General features: G+C 53.8%; 14 protein-coding genes. 8 read left to right on the forward strand and 6 right to left on the reverse strand.

Translation table 11 applies throughout. The annotated features are described in order from the left end of the window. Positions 1–22: 22 nt before the first annotated feature. On the forward strand, positions 23–457 hold the full coding sequence (locus EKM95_RS07195; RefSeq protein ID WP_125697167.1) for an ACT domain-containing protein: 435 nt from the start codon (positions 23–25) through the stop codon (positions 455–457). A gap of 219 nt (positions 458–676) precedes the next feature. Here the strand turns inward: EKM95_RS07195 and EKM95_RS07200 are convergent, their stop codons facing one another. Next, on the reverse strand, positions 677–1,534 hold the full coding sequence (locus tag EKM95_RS07200; RefSeq protein ID WP_125697168.1) for a MurR/RpiR family transcriptional regulator: 858 nt from the start codon (positions 1,532–1,534) through the stop codon (positions 677–679). A gap of 146 nt (positions 1,535–1,680) precedes the next feature. On the opposite strand from EKM95_RS07200, the gene EKM95_RS07205 reads away from it, so the two are divergent. The 3 genes from EKM95_RS07205 (at position 1,681) to EKM95_RS07215 (ending at position 4,334) form a co-directional block, all read left to right on the forward strand. Further along, on the forward strand, positions 1,681–2,718 hold the full coding sequence (locus tag EKM95_RS07205) for an oxidoreductase (RefSeq protein WP_125697169.1): 1,038 nt from the start codon (positions 1,681–1,683) through the stop codon (positions 2,716–2,718). 1 nt (position 2,719) lies between these two features. Next, positions 2,720–3,697: a Gfo/Idh/MocA family protein gene (locus EKM95_RS07210; RefSeq protein ID WP_125697170.1), complete on the forward strand. Its 978-nt coding sequence runs from the start codon at positions 2,720–2,722 to the stop codon at positions 3,695–3,697. Between the two features lie 133 nt (positions 3,698–3,830). Further along, on the forward strand, positions 3,831–4,334 hold the full coding sequence (locus EKM95_RS07215; protein ID WP_125697171.1) for a hypothetical protein: 504 nt from the start codon (positions 3,831–3,833) through the stop codon (positions 4,332–4,334). 243 nt (positions 4,335–4,577) lie between these two features. On the opposite strand, the gene EKM95_RS07220 is transcribed toward EKM95_RS07215, so the two are convergent. Together EKM95_RS07220 and EKM95_RS07225 are read right to left on the reverse strand one after the other, a co-directional pair. Continuing rightward, complete coding sequence (locus EKM95_RS07220) at positions 4,578–4,898, reverse strand: acetyl-CoA carboxylase (protein ID WP_225423219.1); 321 nt, start codon at positions 4,896–4,898, stop codon at positions 4,578–4,580. Positions 4,899–4,909: 11 nt separating this feature from the next. Further along, positions 4,910–6,211 carry a Y-family DNA polymerase gene (locus EKM95_RS07225; protein WP_125697173.1) on the reverse strand — a complete coding sequence of 434 codons (1,302 nt, stop codon included), beginning with the start codon at positions 6,209–6,211 and terminating at the stop codon, positions 4,910–4,912. Between the two features lie 131 nt (positions 6,212–6,342). On the opposite strand from EKM95_RS07225, the gene EKM95_RS07230 reads away from it, so the two are divergent. Beyond that, complete coding sequence (locus EKM95_RS07230; protein ID WP_125697174.1) at positions 6,343–7,185, forward strand: aldo/keto reductase; 843 nt, start codon at positions 6,343–6,345, stop codon at positions 7,183–7,185. A gap of 64 nt (positions 7,186–7,249) precedes the next feature. On the opposite strand, the gene EKM95_RS07235 is transcribed toward EKM95_RS07230, so the two are convergent. The 3 genes from EKM95_RS07235 to EKM95_RS07245 all read right to left on the reverse strand — a co-directional run bounded on the left by EKM95_RS07235 (position 7,250) and on the right by EKM95_RS07245 (position 11,288). After that, complete coding sequence (locus EKM95_RS07235) at positions 7,250–7,837, reverse strand: branched-chain amino acid ABC transporter ATP-binding protein (protein WP_125697175.1); 588 nt, start codon at positions 7,835–7,837, stop codon at positions 7,250–7,252. Positions 7,838–7,853: 16 nt separating this feature from the next. After that, entirely contained in the window at positions 7,854–8,606 is a 753-nt protein-coding gene (locus EKM95_RS07240) for a hypothetical protein (RefSeq protein ID WP_125697176.1), read from the reverse strand. 444 nt (positions 8,607–9,050) lie between these two features. Next, positions 9,051–11,288 carry an LTA synthase family protein gene (locus tag EKM95_RS07245; RefSeq protein ID WP_125697182.1) on the reverse strand — a complete coding sequence of 746 codons (2,238 nt, stop codon included), beginning with the start codon at positions 11,286–11,288 and terminating at the stop codon, positions 9,051–9,053. A gap of 246 nt (positions 11,289–11,534) precedes the next feature. Here EKM95_RS07245 and EKM95_RS07250 point away from each other — a divergent pair, with 246 nt between their 5' ends. From EKM95_RS07250 to EKM95_RS07260, 3 genes are all read left to right on the forward strand, one after another. Next, positions 11,535–12,146 (forward strand): VanZ family protein, encoded by a 612-nt coding sequence (locus EKM95_RS07250; protein WP_125697177.1) that lies wholly within the window; start codon positions 11,535–11,537, stop codon positions 12,144–12,146. 324 nt (positions 12,147–12,470) lie between these two features. After that, positions 12,471–13,322: a GRP family sugar transporter gene (locus EKM95_RS07255; protein ID WP_125697178.1), complete on the forward strand. Its 852-nt coding sequence runs from the start codon at positions 12,471–12,473 to the stop codon at positions 13,320–13,322. A gap of 122 nt (positions 13,323–13,444) precedes the next feature. After that, a complete protein-coding gene (locus EKM95_RS07260; protein WP_125697179.1) occupies positions 13,445–14,785 on the forward strand; it encodes a glucose-6-phosphate isomerase in 1,341 nt (446 codons plus the stop codon). The last annotated feature ends 547 nt before the right edge of the window (positions 14,786–15,332 follow it).

The raw sequence follows: 15,332 nt of genomic DNA on the forward strand, positions 1-15,332 counted from the left end.
ATTAACTTGTGGGGTGCGGGGTATGCAGAAGTATTACATTGTTGACAGCTCGATTCTGCCTGAGGTCGTTGACAAGGTGATCCGGGCGCGCACGATGATCGAAAATGGGCAGGTGCGGCAGGTCTCAGAAGCCGTCAAGCGAGTCGGGATCAGTCGGGGCACCTATTATAAGTACAAAGATTACGTTTTTTTGCCCGAGGCGGGTCTGACCCAGCGCAAGGCCGTGATCTCCCTGATGTTACATCATGACCGCGGAATCCTGTCTGAGGTGCTCAACGCGATCTCGGCGGCAAACGGCAGTATTATCACGATCAACCAGAACATTCCGATTCACGATTGGGCCAGTGTGGTGATCTCGTTTGATATCTCCAATCTGGAAGGGACGATCGACGAATTGCTGGATGTGCTGCGGGCGTCCCGTGGGGTGACCGATGTGACCTTGATCTCAGTTGAATGAGCGCGGCGCAAAAAGCGGAAGTGGGACAAATGGCGTTTTTGGGTCCGACAGGTAAGTGTTCCAAGCGCTAGGTTCGAACTTTGGACCAGGTGATTGGGACCTTAGCTGCTCGGACCCGGACATTTGGCCCACGACACTGCTGTAACATTAGTGCACCAAAAAGGACCCGGGAAACTTTTGTCCCGGGTCCTTTTTGTGTCCTGTGATCTTGCGGAAAAATCAGCTCAGTTGATGATCTTCCAGCTGTTGATATTTATGACGCAGCGCCCCGACATGATGCTGATAATCGCGGGCATAGACGAGCGCAAACAGAACATTCAGGACATAGTCAAACGCCGCTTGTGAGGCGAAGGTCCCGATCTTCATCACATCGAATTCTTTTTGCGTGATGATCAGCGCAACATCCGCCAGTTGATTCAGCGGCGAGTTGACGTTACCACTGAGCAGCAGAAGCGGCACGCTGGCATTGGTCAAAAACTGCATCAGTTGTTCGGCGCGCGGCGTCTTGCCACCATACGTGATGAAGATGGCACAGTCGTCTTCAGTCAGGTTCGCCGCGGTCCAGGCCTCATCGGCATACTCATCCGCGATCACCGCAAACTTGTTGAGCTTGATCAGGCGATTTTGCAAACTGCGCGCCCGAATCTGTGAATCGCCGCTGGCAAACAGGAAGATACGCTTGGCATCATCGATCAGATCGGCGGCGCGGGTGAGGTCGGCCTGCTGAAGTTGCGTCAGCGCGCGCGCCACCGCGGCCTGGGTCAGATCGGCCATTTTTTTTGCGATGGTCATGGTGCTGTCAGTCGGCATGAAGGGAAAATTTGCATCGACTGGCTCCGGCGTTTGAAGCGCGGCGGCTGCGGCCTGGGCGATCGCCACGCGGAGCTCCTTGTAGCCGGCGTAACCGAGCTTTTTTGCCAAACGAACGATTGCCGAGTGTGAGGTGTAAGTCTTGGCGGCCAGCTCCTCGATGGAAAGGGCGGGGATGCTGGCGAGATGAGTTTGAATATAGCCAGCCAGCCGCTGCTCGGTCGCGGTCAGGCCTTCTGTTTGCGTCAATGCGTCTGTGAGTAACATCCTATCTCCAATCTGGCCGAAATGTTCAACCACGTTGTTTTTCCAATCGAAAGGCTGGTCGGTTTCGGTCTAAGTGGCAGCGCGTTCGCCGTCAAAGCAAAGAACTTGTTACACTGAGTATAACCCTACATGGAGGTCTTCACATCATGACAAAATTAACGATCGCATATATTGGCAATGGGAAAAGCACCAACCGCTATCATCTGCCGTTTGCGCTGAAGCAGGCGGACAAGATCACCGTCAAGACGATCTATGCCCGCCACGATGATCACACCTGGGCACGCATCCCGGGTGTTCATTATACAACGGACATCAACGATATTTATAATGATGATTCGATCCAGCTGGTGGTGGTCGCTACCCCAGCCGAGACGCATTATACGCTGGCAAAGGAAGCCTTGACCCGCGGTAAAAACGTGCTGGTGGAAAAGCCATTCACCGAGACGGTCGCCGAGGCGCGTGAACTATTTGATCTGGCCAAGGCGAAAGGCCTGATGATCCAATGCTACCAAAATCGGCGCTTCGACTCCGATTTTCTCACTGTCCAGCAGGTGATCGAAAGTGGCAAGCTCGGCGATCTGCTGGAGGTCGAGGATACTTTCGATTACTTCCGCCCGGAAACCCCGGAAAATAGTACCTTCTCGGCAGCTGGCAGCTTTCTCTACGGCCATGCGTGCCACACGCTGGATCAGATCATCTCCTATTTTGGCAAACCGGATTCGGTGCACAGTGATGTTCGCCAGTTGCTTGGGCGCGGGAAGATGAACGATTATTTTGACCTGGATCTGTATTATGGCAAGATCAAGGTCGCTGTGAAATCCAGCTTTTTCCGGTTGGTGCCACGGCCGAGCTTTTCCGTGTACGGCAAACGCGGCGTCTTCATCAAGCAGGGGATGGATCGGCAGGAGACCCACCTGAAGATGTTTTACATGCCGACGCATCCGGACTTTGGGCTGGATCGGCCGGAAGATTATGGAACCTTGACGTATGTGGATGACAACGGCCAATATCATCAGGAAAAAGTCGTGTCGGCCATTGGCGATTACAGCCGCGTGTATGCGGGGTTGTATGAGACGCTGATCAATGGCAAGCCAAAAGCGGTCAAGGACGAAGAGACCTTGTTGCAATTGCAAATATTGCAGGACGGCATCCAGCCGTTGGTCGACCAGGAAGAAGGTAAGTGATATGAAGCTTGCGATTCTTGGCGCAGGGAAGATCGTACATGATTTTTTGCCGATGGTGCAGGCACTGCCGGCAATCGAGGTCGCGGCCATTTGCGGGTTACCACAAGATGCACCGGAAATGACGCGCCTGGCTGATCAGTTTCCGATCGGGCATGTCTATACTGATATCAATGAGGGACTTGCAGATCCGGCTGTCGACACGGTGTATGTTGCGTTGCCCAATTCGCTTCATTTTCGTTTCGCCAAATTGGCACTCGAGGCTGGCAAAAATGTGATCTGCGAAAAGCCGTTCACGCTGCACTTGGCAGAGCTTGAGACCTTGAAAGACATCGCCGCGGCGAAAGGGGTCTTGTTGCTTGAGGCAATCACCAATCAGTATCTGACTAATTATCAGCAGATCAAGGCGGATCTGCCTAAGCTCGGCGACATCAAGATCGTGTCGTGTAACTATTCGCAGTATTCCTCACGCTATGATGCGTTTAAAGAGGGAACGGTGCTGCCAGTCTTTGACCCTAAACTGGGCGGCGGGGCCCTGATGGACTTGAACATTTACAATATCCATTTTGTGGTAGGCCTACTGGGTAAGCCGGTGGCGGTGCATTATTTTGCCAATATCGACCGTGGCGTGGATACGTCGGGTATTTTGACACTGACTTATCCGACCTGCCAGGCGCTGTGCATCGCCGCCAAGGATTGTGCGGCGCCGGTGACGTCCAGCATTCAAGGCGATGCGGGGTCCATCATTGTTGAAGGGCCGACCAATACCGTTGAGCGCTTCGACGAGACCCTCAATGGCCAGCCAAGCATCCAGGTAGATCGGCGTGTGTCGGATCACCGAATGTTCCAAGAGTTCGATAATTTTGAGCGCATCATTCGCTTGGCGGATCACGCGGAAGCGGACCAGCGGATGGCACACAGTGAGGCTGTGATGCAGGTGGTAGATGCGGCACTCAATGATGCGGGCATCACGCTGGGCTAACAAACGTCTTTATAAATGAGAAAAATAGGGCGCTGATCGTTACTGCGATTGGAGCCCTATTAATATTTAGTTGCAATCTTGGTGAGAAGATGATAATTTGATTAAATAAATTGCTTGTGGGGAAGTGATGGACATGACGCGTCCAGTAAAGGTGGCGGCGTTGTTCTTGCTCGGGCTGTTGATCATCTTGCCGGCTTTGGCGCTGACAACGGCGATCGTGGCACTCAGTTTAATGGTGACTGGCCTAGCTGCGGCTGGCATCGCGAGCGGGCTGTTGGTCGCGGTCAGTGGGACATTGGCCGGTGCTCTACTTGTGGCGGCCGGGATGCTGCTCGGGCTCCAGTTTATCCATTTTCACCAAGGAGAACTGAATTATGTCGTGGCCGGGGTGCGCCATCACCCGCCTGTCTGCATCGATCTGTCGGGGCGCACGATCTGCCGCCATATTTGGGCAAAGGAGCGCCTTTTTCATTCGCAAGGGGAGCATTTATTCGCTGCGATCGAGCACAGCATTGAGACCTATTTTGCCGTCGATCTCCGGGATTACTTGCTCCATCAGGCCACCGATCAACACGGGGTGGCCGTTGTCGAGGTCATGGTCCTTGCAGACGAAGAAGATTTTCACTTTTCACTTTAGGTAGGATGGAAGTGGGACAAATGTCGTTCTTGGGTCCGACAGGTAAGTGTTCCAAGCGCCGGGTCCGAACTTTGGGCCAGGTGATTGGAGCCTTAGCTGCTCGGACCCGGACATTTGGCCCACGACACTGCAGTCACATTAGTGCACTATACTGGAACTGGGAAAGTTTTGTCCCAGTTCCTTTTCGCGCTCCGCCAATCTGTGAGGGCGCGCTCGATTTTGGCCTCAAAACCACAGGAGCCGTTATTCTCCGGATTCTTTCTTCTTTTCGATCAAATGCCAGGTGCTGGGCCAACGCATGCCGGTAAAGCCGGTGTATTCGATGGAAAACTGGAAGTGCTGGCCCAGCGCAGTAATTACCTGCTCGAGTTCGCTGAGGTCGCCGGTGGCACTGTGCAGTGGGGTGGACTTCAGCCGGTGGCCGAGGGCTTGCTGATTGAAAAAGAAGTTGATGGCGTGGTCATAAGGGTCGTTGGCGACCAGTAGCCAGTAACGGGTATTCCGGCGTTGCGCAAAAAGTGGCTGAATTCGGGCGACGATCAAATCAACATCTCGGCGATCCATTGGTAAGCCTTCTATTCATAACTGTTGCCGCCGTTGTGGCCCCCGACCAGACTGGCGCGCTGAATCGCGGTGCCACCGCGTAACTTGGATTTTGCATAAACGAGGGCGGTGAAGCCAAACCGCTCGCGAATCTGATCCACGGTGCGGGCGAGATCTGTGCGGTGGAGTTGTGATGGCAATGGCTCAAATAAGTCGAGTTGCTCGCCTGTATCGGGACTTAAGCGCCCGGTGTAAACCGCGATATTTCGGATGACTTGGCCTTCCCAGCGCGCGCGAAAAAGTTGAAGCAGTGCCGCATTGATCGCGTCGTTGCGGTTGGTCGGGGCGATTCGCATACTGCCATTAAAGCCGCCGCGGCCATCTTCTTCGCTGGCCGCGTAGGAAAAACCGATGCCTAAACTGAGACTGCCAGCTTGTTTGTGGTGATGCCGCAGCCTGGCCGCCACCTGTTCGCCGATTTCTTTGATCACCAGTTCGATCTCGCTTTGCAAGGCATAATCGCGCGGCAGGACCTGGGAATTGCCGATACTGGCTGAACGGGTCGGTACGCGCTGCGAAAGCTTGCTGCGGTCGATGCCCCAGCTGAGCGCAAACAGCTGGGTGCCGATGATGCCAAGTTCCTGTTTAAGGAGATACGGATCGGCATGGGCGAGCTCGTCCATATCGTGAATGTCGAGTTTGTTCAAGTGACGCGCGGTGCGATCGGCGATGCCCCACACATCGGTCAAGTTGGTGATCGACCAGATCTTTTCCGGCACGGTACGATAGGTGATCTCGCCAATCAGATTCGGCGTGTGCTTGGCGTAGACATCCAGCGCGATTTTTGCCTGCACCGGATTTTCACCGATGCCGACGGTGGTGTATAGACCGAGCTCTCGCCGAACGGTGCGCTGGATCTTCTCGGCAACGGCGCGCGGGGAGTCGCCAAAAAGCTGCCAACTTTTGGTCAGATCTAGCAGCGATTCGTCGATTGAGTAAGGCCATAAGTCTTCATCGGCGACGAAACGGCGAAAAATATCATTGATCTGCAGGTTGCGCTTGATGTACAGATTCATGCGCGGGGGCACGACCCACAGATGCGCCTCATCCGGTAAGTCGCGTTGCCGCGAGACGTTGGCTTTCAGGCCATACAGGCGCTTGGCTTCAGGTGAGGTGGCCAAGATCAAGCCGCCATTGGTGTTGGCTTGCTCTGACATCACGACAAGAATCGACTTTAGGGGATTGAGCCCACGCATCACACTTTCAACCGAGGCATAAAAGGACTTGTTGTCGATCATGAAGACAACGCGCCGCGGTTCTTTTTCATAGACCATCCGAATCACCTCGTCATTATTATACGAACGTGTGTTTGTTTTTGGCAAGCAAAAAGTTTGTCGCTGTCATCGCGCGTCGACTGTCCCGCAAAGTGCTATACTCGACTGCAAACAATGAAACAGGTGACTCGATGACAAAATTAACAGATACATATACGCTTGCAAATGGCGTCAAGATTCCGCAGGTCGGCTTTGGCACATGGCAGATTCCGGATGGTCCGATTGCTTATAAGGCTGTGGCAGATGCGCTGGCGGCTGGGTATCGCCACATTGATACTGCGTGGCAATATAAAAATGAGGCCAGTGTCGGCAAAGCGGTGCGTGATTCCGGCATCGCCCGCGACGAGTTGTTTATCACGTCCAAATTACCGGCACACGCAAAAAGCTATGAAGCGGCGAAAACGGCGATCGAGGAAAGTATGGCCAATCTCGGCCTTGATCAGCTCGATCTGTACCTGATCCACGCGCCATGGCCATGGAGTGACCTGGGCGGCGACTACCGCGAGGCAAATCGCGAGGTCTGGCGAGCGATGGAAGAGTTCTACCAAAGTGGGCGGGTCAAGGCGATCGGCATCTCGAACTTCAATGCCCGTGATCAAAAGGATTTGTACGCCCATGCGACGATTCAGCCGATGGTCTTGCAGCTGCAATATTATATCGGCTTCACGGAAGCAGAAAACGTGCAGGCGGCTCAGGACAATGGCATGCTCGTCGAGGCGTTTTCACCACTTGCGACCGGCTTCTTACTGAACAACCCAGACGTGCAAAAAGTGGCTGCCGCACATGGTGTGTCAGTTGCCCAGGTGGCAATCAAATATGTCTTGCAACACGGCCTGTTGCCGCTTCCCAAGGCGACCGCGCCACAACACATCAGCCAAAATGCGCAGCTGGAGTTTGAGCTGACGCCAGCGGAAATGGCCTTTTTGGACACGTTGAAGGATACAGCCCCTGGCGAAGACGATAATCTGTATTGATCTAGGCACGCAAAAAGCGGGCGGTGCTTGTCGATGAGGACAGGCACTGCCCGCTTTTGCGCGCTTAAGATAATTTGGCGTTTGGCATGCTGGCATCGTGCAACAGGTCCGGCGGCGTTTGAAAACTCGTCTGCGGATTGGCAGCAATCAGCGCCGCATCGGTGGTCAACATCAAGAGGCGGGCGGTGCTGTGGGCCAGGGCGGCTTCGGCACAGGCCAAAAACAGGCGGCGCTCCTGTGGATCCATGCTAGCCGGCAGATCGCGCATCAACAGATATTGGCGGCCAGCCAGTAGCCCGCGAAACAGCTGGATGTACAGACTTTGCTGATCCGTCAGCGCTGAGGCCTGCTGATCCAAAAAGTCGCTGTCTCTGCGCAAATTTTCAGGGAGAATGTCAAATGGCAAGCTTTCCCCATTGATGAGCAGGTTGCCGCGCACCGTCAGATACGGGACCAAACCGGCATCCGGCAAGGTGATCGTCGCGAGAAGCTTGCTAGCGCCGTTTGCGATGAACGTCTGGCCATACCGGCGAAAAGTCTCATCACGCACGTCGTCACTGGGCTGCTGAAGGTAATAAAGATGTGAAGGGGCAAACAGTGCGTCAAGCCGGGTCGCAAAGGCTTGGGCGGCGCGAACATGAAAGATCTGCATGAAAAGACTCCTTTCGTCAATGATGAAGCATTCTGCGCTTGGTCGCGGTGATCGCCGTGAGAAAAACGCTGCCTTGGCCGATCAGCATGGTCGCTAACCCCGCCAAATAGGTGGGTAGCATGCCGACAATGCCTGCCTCCATGGGGCGCGGGCCGCGATGGGGGAAAATCAGTCCCTGATCATTGAATTCGGTCAGGCGGTTTGCAAATAGTTTTTTTGTGATCGTGCGCAAGTCTTCGGAAGCGCCGCTTTTGGTGAGCTGTGTGTCGAACCAATGCCGGTTGAGGTCGTTGATCCAGCTGGCCGCCGTGTCGCCGAACAAGGTGGCAAGTAGCCATAACAGCACATAGACGCCAGTGAAGACCAGCACGTTTTCAAGCAAATATTGGGCCGTGATATCCCCGGCGTTTTTGCCGACCATCAGATACGCGGTGGTCTCTTGCCGGCGAAAATGGGCGAACAATAGGGCAAAAATGATCCACACCAGCAAGCTGACGAGAACGCCGATCCACCAAGTCAGCTGAAGACGCTGGCCAACAGTGGCGTACGTCTTTTCGACCTGGTCGATCAGCTTGGCGGCGCCAGATAAGGCGGACTTATCAAATTGCCCCAGTCGCCCCTTAAAGGCGGCAAGTGCCCCGCGGTTGGCGGCCTGAAAGGTGAGCAGAAAAAGGCTGAGGATGGTAAACACCAGCGTCCACACCGCGGTGGCGATGTAGGCTCGGCGATGATAGTTCAGCGCCTTGAGCGCCCGTTCGAGAAAACGCATGCTTTCACCTCACCTTAATGACACCAGTATAGCGGCGGGGTGTGAACAAATTATGAATTTGACGGGAATAATTGCACTGGAAATAACGAAAAGACCCAGGACAAAAGGTTGGTTTTGTCCTGGGTCTTCTCGATAAATTTAGGTCGGATGGGCGACGGCGGGTCGCTACTCGACCATCCCGCGGGCCGTCGCACCCTGTCTTAGTCAGGCTCCGCGGGGCAGGGGTGGGACATCTAGTCGTCCCGGTCGCCCGATGGCAAAGAGCGCCATCAAACGCCCAGGCCGCACTAGCTGCCCACCCCTGGGCGCCCCACTTCGCACCGTAGATGGGCTCAGGCCCGCATGGTCGAGGTATCCAGCTGTCTCGTGCACTCGAGGCGAAGTGCGCCTCAAGCACCCGAGCCAAGCTAGCTACTCGACCATCCCGCGGGCCGTCGCACCCTGTCACCGCTTCGGTTTTTGTTTGCTTGTTGCGCTACTACTCGACGAGGTGACGACGCCGTTTTTGATGACTGCGCCTGATTCGACGGCCTCTTTTGCCGCATCGACCTGCGGCAAGACCTTATCCGGATAGGTCGTCAGTGGTGAGCGGTCCGTTGACAATTCTGGCGCATCCGTTTGGAACAAGTCCGCCGTGGAGTGGTCGCCGTTTTGTAAGTAAAGCGAGGTCGAGTGATCGCCCAATGCCTCCTCGGTCGCCAGCATATTTTTCAAACTATGCGCGTGGTCGAGAGTGGTCGGGTCGACCGGGGTGAAGCCCTTTGGCACGTAGAAGCGCAGCAAGTTCTGGTTGGCCAACATGTCCGACAAACTCAGACTTTCATCGACGTGCTGCTGGTCGGCCGTGAGCTCTTTTTTGAGCTTCTCATCTGGGGTGACGACATCGCCGCTTGAATTGGCGTAGACGGTATCGCCGAGCACCGTGTATTTTGGTGTGATGTAGTTGTGATTGCGGAAGGCGACCACGCTGTCATGCTGGGGGGAAAGCAGGTCGGTGCCGAACTGGACGTAAGAATCCGTGCTGATGCCCAGCAGGTGTAGCAGCGTTGGCAAGACATCGATCTCGCCGCCATAAGTATTGTTGATGCCGCCCTTGAGCCCCGGCATGCTGAAAATCAGTGGCACGCGCTGCATCTGGGTGTCGTCGTAGCTGTCCCAGTCTTTGGCGTCCATGCCAAGCGCCGAGGCCAGTGTCTGATTACGATCATTTGAGATGCCAAAGTGGTCGCCGTACATCATCACCAGCGTATTTTTCTCAAGGCCACTGGCTTTGAGGTAGTCGAAGAACTCCTTCAGCGCCTGGTCGAGATAATGCGCGGTGCGGAAATAGCCGTTGATGTACGGATCTGACGTATTCGCATCCGGGAAGTTACTGTCGGTATCCGTGATGAAAAATGGGTAGTGGTTGGAGGTCGTGATGATCTTGGCCTCAAACGGTTGCTGAAGATGCTCCAGATACTTGATCGACTCCCCAAACATCAACTTATCCTTGATGCCATAATCGGTATCCTGGCCGGTGTCGTGCTTATAAAAATTGCCGTCAAAAAAGTAATTGTAGCCAAGGCTGTTATAAACGTTGTTGCGGTTCCAAAAGGTGCCTGCGCCGCCATGGAAAACAGCGGTGGTGTAGCCGGCCCGCTGCTCCAGAATCGCCGGCTGTCCCTCAAAGGTGTTGTCGGTGCCCAGCGAGGAGAAAAGAGAGCCGGTCGACAGGCCAAAGGTGGAGGTCTCCAGCATATTTTCCGCATCGGAGGTCTTGCCCTGGCCGACTTGGTGGAAGAAGTTTGAAAAACTCAAGGTGCTGGGCTGTTTGATCAGCGAATTAAGAAACGGGGTGACTTCTTGGCCGTCGATCTTGGTGCCGATCAAAAACTGCTGGAAGCTTTCCAGATGGATGATGATCACATTTTTGCCTTTGGCGACGCCGTCATACTGCGGGTCAGGTGCCGCCGCATGCTTTTTCGTATAGGCCAGAATCTGATTCATGTTGGCACTGTCGGCGCTGGCCCGTACCTGGTTGTTCTGTGCGGTCTTGAAGCCATCGTAGATCGTAAACGGCGTCAGCCCGAGGTATTTCACGATGTAGTTGCGATCAAACGTGCGCCACAGCAGCTGCGGGCGGTTCAGCTCGCTGGTCATCATGGTGACGGCAAACAGCGCGACCCCAATCGTCGACACGGCTTGCGGCAGGTGATACGTCGGCTGGCGGGGGTCGCAGACAAAACCAAAATGCGGCCAATGAAGCGGCTTTTGCTGAAGGTAGGCGATCAAATTGCGAATGGCAAAAATCACTAGCGCCACGCCCATCAAGACAAAGTCGAGGACATAGACGAGATCATGCCAGACCAGCATGTTCAGCGAGCTCGCCCCTAGGCCCTGTGAGACCTTTGACACACCGAGCACCGTGGTCACCGTCATGAAATCGGAGAACTCGCGGTAATAAAGGACATTGGCGATCAACAGTACGCACATTAGAAAATAAATAATTAACGCCGATATGTAGGCACGCCGCGGCCGCCGGATGTACAGCGCAAAACTGAGCAGCAGGATGCTGGTCCCCAGCGGATTGATCACGAGAATGATCTGCTGCAACAGACCGGTGGCGCCGAGGGTGAAGTCCACAAAATAAGCGAACAATGTTTTGAGCCAAATCAAGGCGAGCAGCACCGCCAAAAATCCCATGCGGGTGGTGCGCAGCCGGGTTATCAGTCGCTTCACTGAACTTCTCCTCTCTAAAATAGTCTTTCCTATTGTAACCGCCGCCGCGTGCTTGGGCAAACCAGTCCACGGGAAAAATCGGCCGGGGTGTGCCGCAAACCAGCGGCGCCGGCCACTTACTCGTAAAAATAAAAAAGAATTAAAATCTTGATCGGCGCGAAATGGGGCGGTGTGGTCTGGTACAATTGATGCGAGTTTGGAGGAGTCGCCATGTTGTTTTTAGGCCCATTATACCGGCTGATCGCCGACCATTTTGCCACCCGCATCAATCATTTTCCTTTGGTGCGGCTTGTCTTGTACAGCATGGATAAGACAATTCTCTACCTATTGATATGGATGGCGTTGCGCTGGGCGTGGAAACTATTACGCCACCGTCCGTTGCATTTTCGCCATGAGCTACTGGTGACGCTGTTTTCCGGCTACGTGATCATGGTGATGATGCTGACCGTTTTCCGCGATGTCTATTACCCCTGGCAACTAGTCTTCCACTTCGACCGCCCGCTGTCCGTGATCAATTTTCACCCCCTTGTCGAGACGTTCAAGCTCAGGCAGGGCCTGTCGCAATTTGATTTTTGGTATCAATCAGCCGGCAACATCGCCTGGTTCATGCCCTTTGGCTTTGGCCTGCCGCTGGTCGCCAGTCGCAAGCAGAACCTGCTGGGGGTCAGTGCGCGCGGGCTGCTTCTGTCGCTGGTCATTGAAACGCTACAATTTCTTTTGATCTCCGGCGTGGCCGACATCGATGACGTGATCTTCAACACGATTGGCGCGGCCGCCGGGTACCTCGTTTATAAGTTGATCTGGCCGCATGGACGGGCTTAACAGAACTTTTCTGAAAATATTTTTGAATTTCATGATTTAGTGAAACTCGCTTGCTTGAAGCGCCTAGACAGGGCGGTCAAGCAGTGCGTTTCGCTATTTTTTTTGCCACCGAGTGGTCTGGCTGGTTTTTTTGAAAAAAGCCTGTTATTATCGCCTTGTCTGAAAATTGGGCGTGAGATGGCACCGATTTCAGAATTCGTTTTCATAGCGTGATGCCTGCCATTATGCGGTTGAATTGAAAACGAAATCACGATAGAATGACTACTTGTGTATTTTACATTTTTGCAAGAGACACACGACCTTCGATGAAAAGAGGAAAATGACATGACCATCATCATCGCGCTGATTCCCGCCCTTGCATGGGGCTCGATCGGCCTTGTCAGCGGCAAACTTGGCGGGAATGCTTACCAGCAGACCCTGGGGATGACGCTTGGCGCATTGATCTTCGGCATTGGCACCTGGCTTGTAATGCGCCCGGCCATGGATGTGAAAGTGTGGGCGATCGGCCTGGCTGCCGGCTTATTCTGGGCGCTGGGACAGAGCCAACAATTCCAAGCTATGAAATATATCGGCGTGTCGATGACCGTGCCGCTTTCCACCGGGATGCAACTGGTGGCCAACACGTTGGCTGGCGCGCTATTATTCGCCGAATGGAAAACAGGCAAAATGGTTATTCTCGGCCTGCTTGCCTTGGTCTTTCTGGTCGCAGGGGCATTTTTGACCTCGCGGAAGGAAAAAGGCGGGGACGCTGGGACCCCATTGGCCTACGCAAAAGGCATCCGGACGCTGCTGATTTCCACGATCGGCTATGCGGGCTACACGATCATCATCAATGCTGGCCAGGTCTCGACCACCGGCGTTGTCCTGCCGCAATCGATCGGCATGGTGATCGGCGCGCTGCTGTTTGCCATCGGCCACAATGCCTTCAATAAAGAAACAGTCAAGAACATCCTCACCGGCTTTTTGTGGGGCACCGGCAACGCATTTCAGCTCTATTCGATGACATTGGTCGGCCTCGCCGTTTCCTATTCGCTTGCGCAAATGGGCATTGTGATCTCGACGTTTGGCTCGATCTATTTGCTCGGTGAACATAAGACGCACAAGGAGATGCAGTGGGTGACAGTGGGGTCTTTGCTCATTATCGCTGGCGGCGTCGTCCTCGGAATCATGAAATAACCACATCAGCAAGCTAGCGGATACGAAAGAACTGATTTTTTCGTATTGGGCTACCTTGCTTTTTCATATATGCGCGGTTAAAGTTGAAAGTGTTTCAGGAACAATTTAGGAGGATGCAGATAATGGCTTATATCTCTTTTGATTCATCGAAGCTGAGCAAGTTCGTTCACGAAAACGAGCTCGGCGAGATGCAGGCACTGGTCACCGCAGCTGACAAGGAGCTGCGTGAAGGCACCGGCGCTGGCAACGATTTTCGTGGGTTCTTGGACCTGCCTGTCAACTATGACAAGGACGAGTTCGCCCGGATCAAGAAGGCGGCAGAAAAGGTTCAAAGCGATTCCGAAGTCTTCGTTGCGATCGGTATTGGTGGTTCCTACCTTGGCGCACGGATGGCAATCGACTTTTTGTCCCACACCTTCCGCAACTACGAACCAGGCCGCAAACTGCCAGAAGTTTATTTTGCCGGCAATTCCATTTCTAGCAGCTACCTGGCTGATCTGGTCGACATCATTGGCGACCGCGACTTCTCTTTGAACGTCATCAGCAAGTCCGGGACCACGACCGAACCTTCGATCGCATTCCGGATCCTCAAGGCCAAACTTGTCGAGAAATACGGCAAGGAAGGCGCTAAGGGTCGTATCTACGCGACAACTGATCGCGCACAAGGCGCTTTGAAGCATGAATCCGATGTTGAAGGCTACGAAGAATTCGTTGTGCCTGATGATCTGGGTGGCCGTTACTCTGTTTTGTCCGCAGTTGGCCTGCTTCCGATCGCCGTTGCTGGTGGCGACATCGATGCCTTGATGAAGGGCGCTGCCGATGCCCGCGACGAATATAGCGACGCGGATCTGACCAAGAACGAAGCTTATCAGTATGCTGCATTGCGCAACATTTTGTATCGCAAGGGCTACACGACTGAATTGCTTGAAAACTACGAACCGACCCTGCAGTATCTCGGCGAATGGTGGAAGCAATTGATGGGCGAGTCTGAAGGCAAGGATCAAAAGGGAATCTACCCATCATCTGCAAACTTCAGTACTGACCTGCATTCCTTGGGTCAATACATCCAGGAAGGTCTGCGCAACCTGATGGAGACCGTTGTTTGGGTCGACCAGCCAAATCATGAGCTGACCATTCCTGTTGAAAAAGGCTCTAACGATGGCCTCGACTATCTGGAAGGCCGCAAGATGTCCGAAGTAAACCGCAAGGCGTACGAGGGCGTTGTGCTGGCTCATACCGATGGCGGCGTGCCAGTGATGACTGTCACCATTCCAAAGCAGGATGCATACACCTTGGGCTACCTGATCTATTTCTTTGAAGCAGCCGTTGCTGTCTCTGGCTACCTGAATGGCATCAACCCATTCAACCAGCCTGGCGTTGAAGCCTATAAGAAAAATATGTTTGCGCTTCTCGGCCGCCCTGGCTTTGAAGATATGACCAAGGAATTGACCGCACGCCTGTAATGACGCGGGGTTCAGTTAGGTAAAAAGCACCACACAAGACCGCTAGTATTGTTCATTTGCGTGACTGAGTTTTTTGTTCACGTGTTCTTGACAATGCTGGCGGTCTTTTTGTGAACGATTTTTTCGTCGGCGCCGGGTACATTGCTTTAAAACGCTGATGTGATGGGCTGTGACGCTATCACAAAAGTTTTTGAATCCGGGGGCCGGGCGTGCGGACCTTCAGAGATGAAATGATGTTAAAGAAATCGAAATCGCCGTCGAGTTTAGATTGGTTAAAATTGCATCGTTTATTCTATTCACGTGCGTCCATGGGTATCGACTCTCGTGTAAGAGGTGAACGATCCGGGCTTTTTCGCGATTGCTGGAACCCGCACCGCATCAACGTTTCAAAATTTCCGATCACATTTTCCGGCTCCCGTTCGCTTTATATTATGTAAGGGTCAGGAAGGTGGGCTCTTGCCGACGCCCGAATGAGCATGCCCCAAGTGGAGACTGTCGCATGCATATTCATTCGACTCCATGGGCGGTCGGGGGAAACAACACACCA

Source organism: Lacticaseibacillus yichunensis, from assembly GCF_003946405.1.
Lineage (GTDB): Bacteria > Bacillota > Bacilli > Lactobacillales > Lactobacillaceae > Lacticaseibacillus > Lacticaseibacillus yichunensis.

Bases quoted from the DNA above. Each gene is read 5' to 3' on its own strand.
- EKM95_RS07230 (WP_125697174.1), top strand. From the start codon at position 6,343: ATGACAAAATTAACAGATACATATACGCTTGCAAATGGCGTCAAGATT.
- EKM95_RS07235 (WP_125697175.1), bottom strand. From the start codon at position 7,837: ATGCAGATCTTTCATGTTCGCGCCGCCCAAGCCTTTGCGACCCGGCTT.
- EKM95_RS07225 (WP_125697173.1), bottom strand. From the start codon at position 6,211: ATGGTCTATGAAAAAGAACCGCGGCGCGTTGTCTTCATGATCGACAAC.
- EKM95_RS07255 (WP_125697178.1), top strand. From the start codon at position 12,471: ATGACCATCATCATCGCGCTGATTCCCGCCCTTGCATGGGGCTCGATC.
- EKM95_RS07250 (WP_125697177.1), top strand. From the start codon at position 11,535: ATGTTGTTTTTAGGCCCATTATACCGGCTGATCGCCGACCATTTTGCC.
- EKM95_RS07260 (WP_125697179.1), top strand. From the start codon at position 13,445: ATGGCTTATATCTCTTTTGATTCATCGAAGCTGAGCAAGTTCGTTCAC.
- EKM95_RS07195 (WP_125697167.1), top strand. From the start codon at position 23: ATGCAGAAGTATTACATTGTTGACAGCTCGATTCTGCCTGAGGTCGTT.
- EKM95_RS07215 (WP_125697171.1), top strand. From the start codon at position 3,831: ATGACGCGTCCAGTAAAGGTGGCGGCGTTGTTCTTGCTCGGGCTGTTG.
- EKM95_RS07210 (WP_125697170.1), top strand. From the start codon at position 2,720: ATGAAGCTTGCGATTCTTGGCGCAGGGAAGATCGTACATGATTTTTTG.
- EKM95_RS07200 (WP_125697168.1), bottom strand. From the start codon at position 1,534: ATGTTACTCACAGACGCATTGACGCAAACAGAAGGCCTGACCGCGACC.
- EKM95_RS07245 (WP_125697182.1), bottom strand. From the start codon at position 11,288: ATGGGATTTTTGGCGGTGCTGCTCGCCTTGATTTGGCTCAAAACATTG.
- EKM95_RS07220 (WP_225423219.1), bottom strand. From the start codon at position 4,898: ATGGATCGCCGAGATGTTGATTTGATCGTCGCCCGAATTCAGCCACTT.
- EKM95_RS07240 (WP_125697176.1), bottom strand. From the start codon at position 8,606: ATGCGTTTTCTCGAACGGGCGCTCAAGGCGCTGAACTATCATCGCCGA.
- EKM95_RS07205 (WP_125697169.1), top strand. From the start codon at position 1,681: ATGACAAAATTAACGATCGCATATATTGGCAATGGGAAAAGCACCAAC.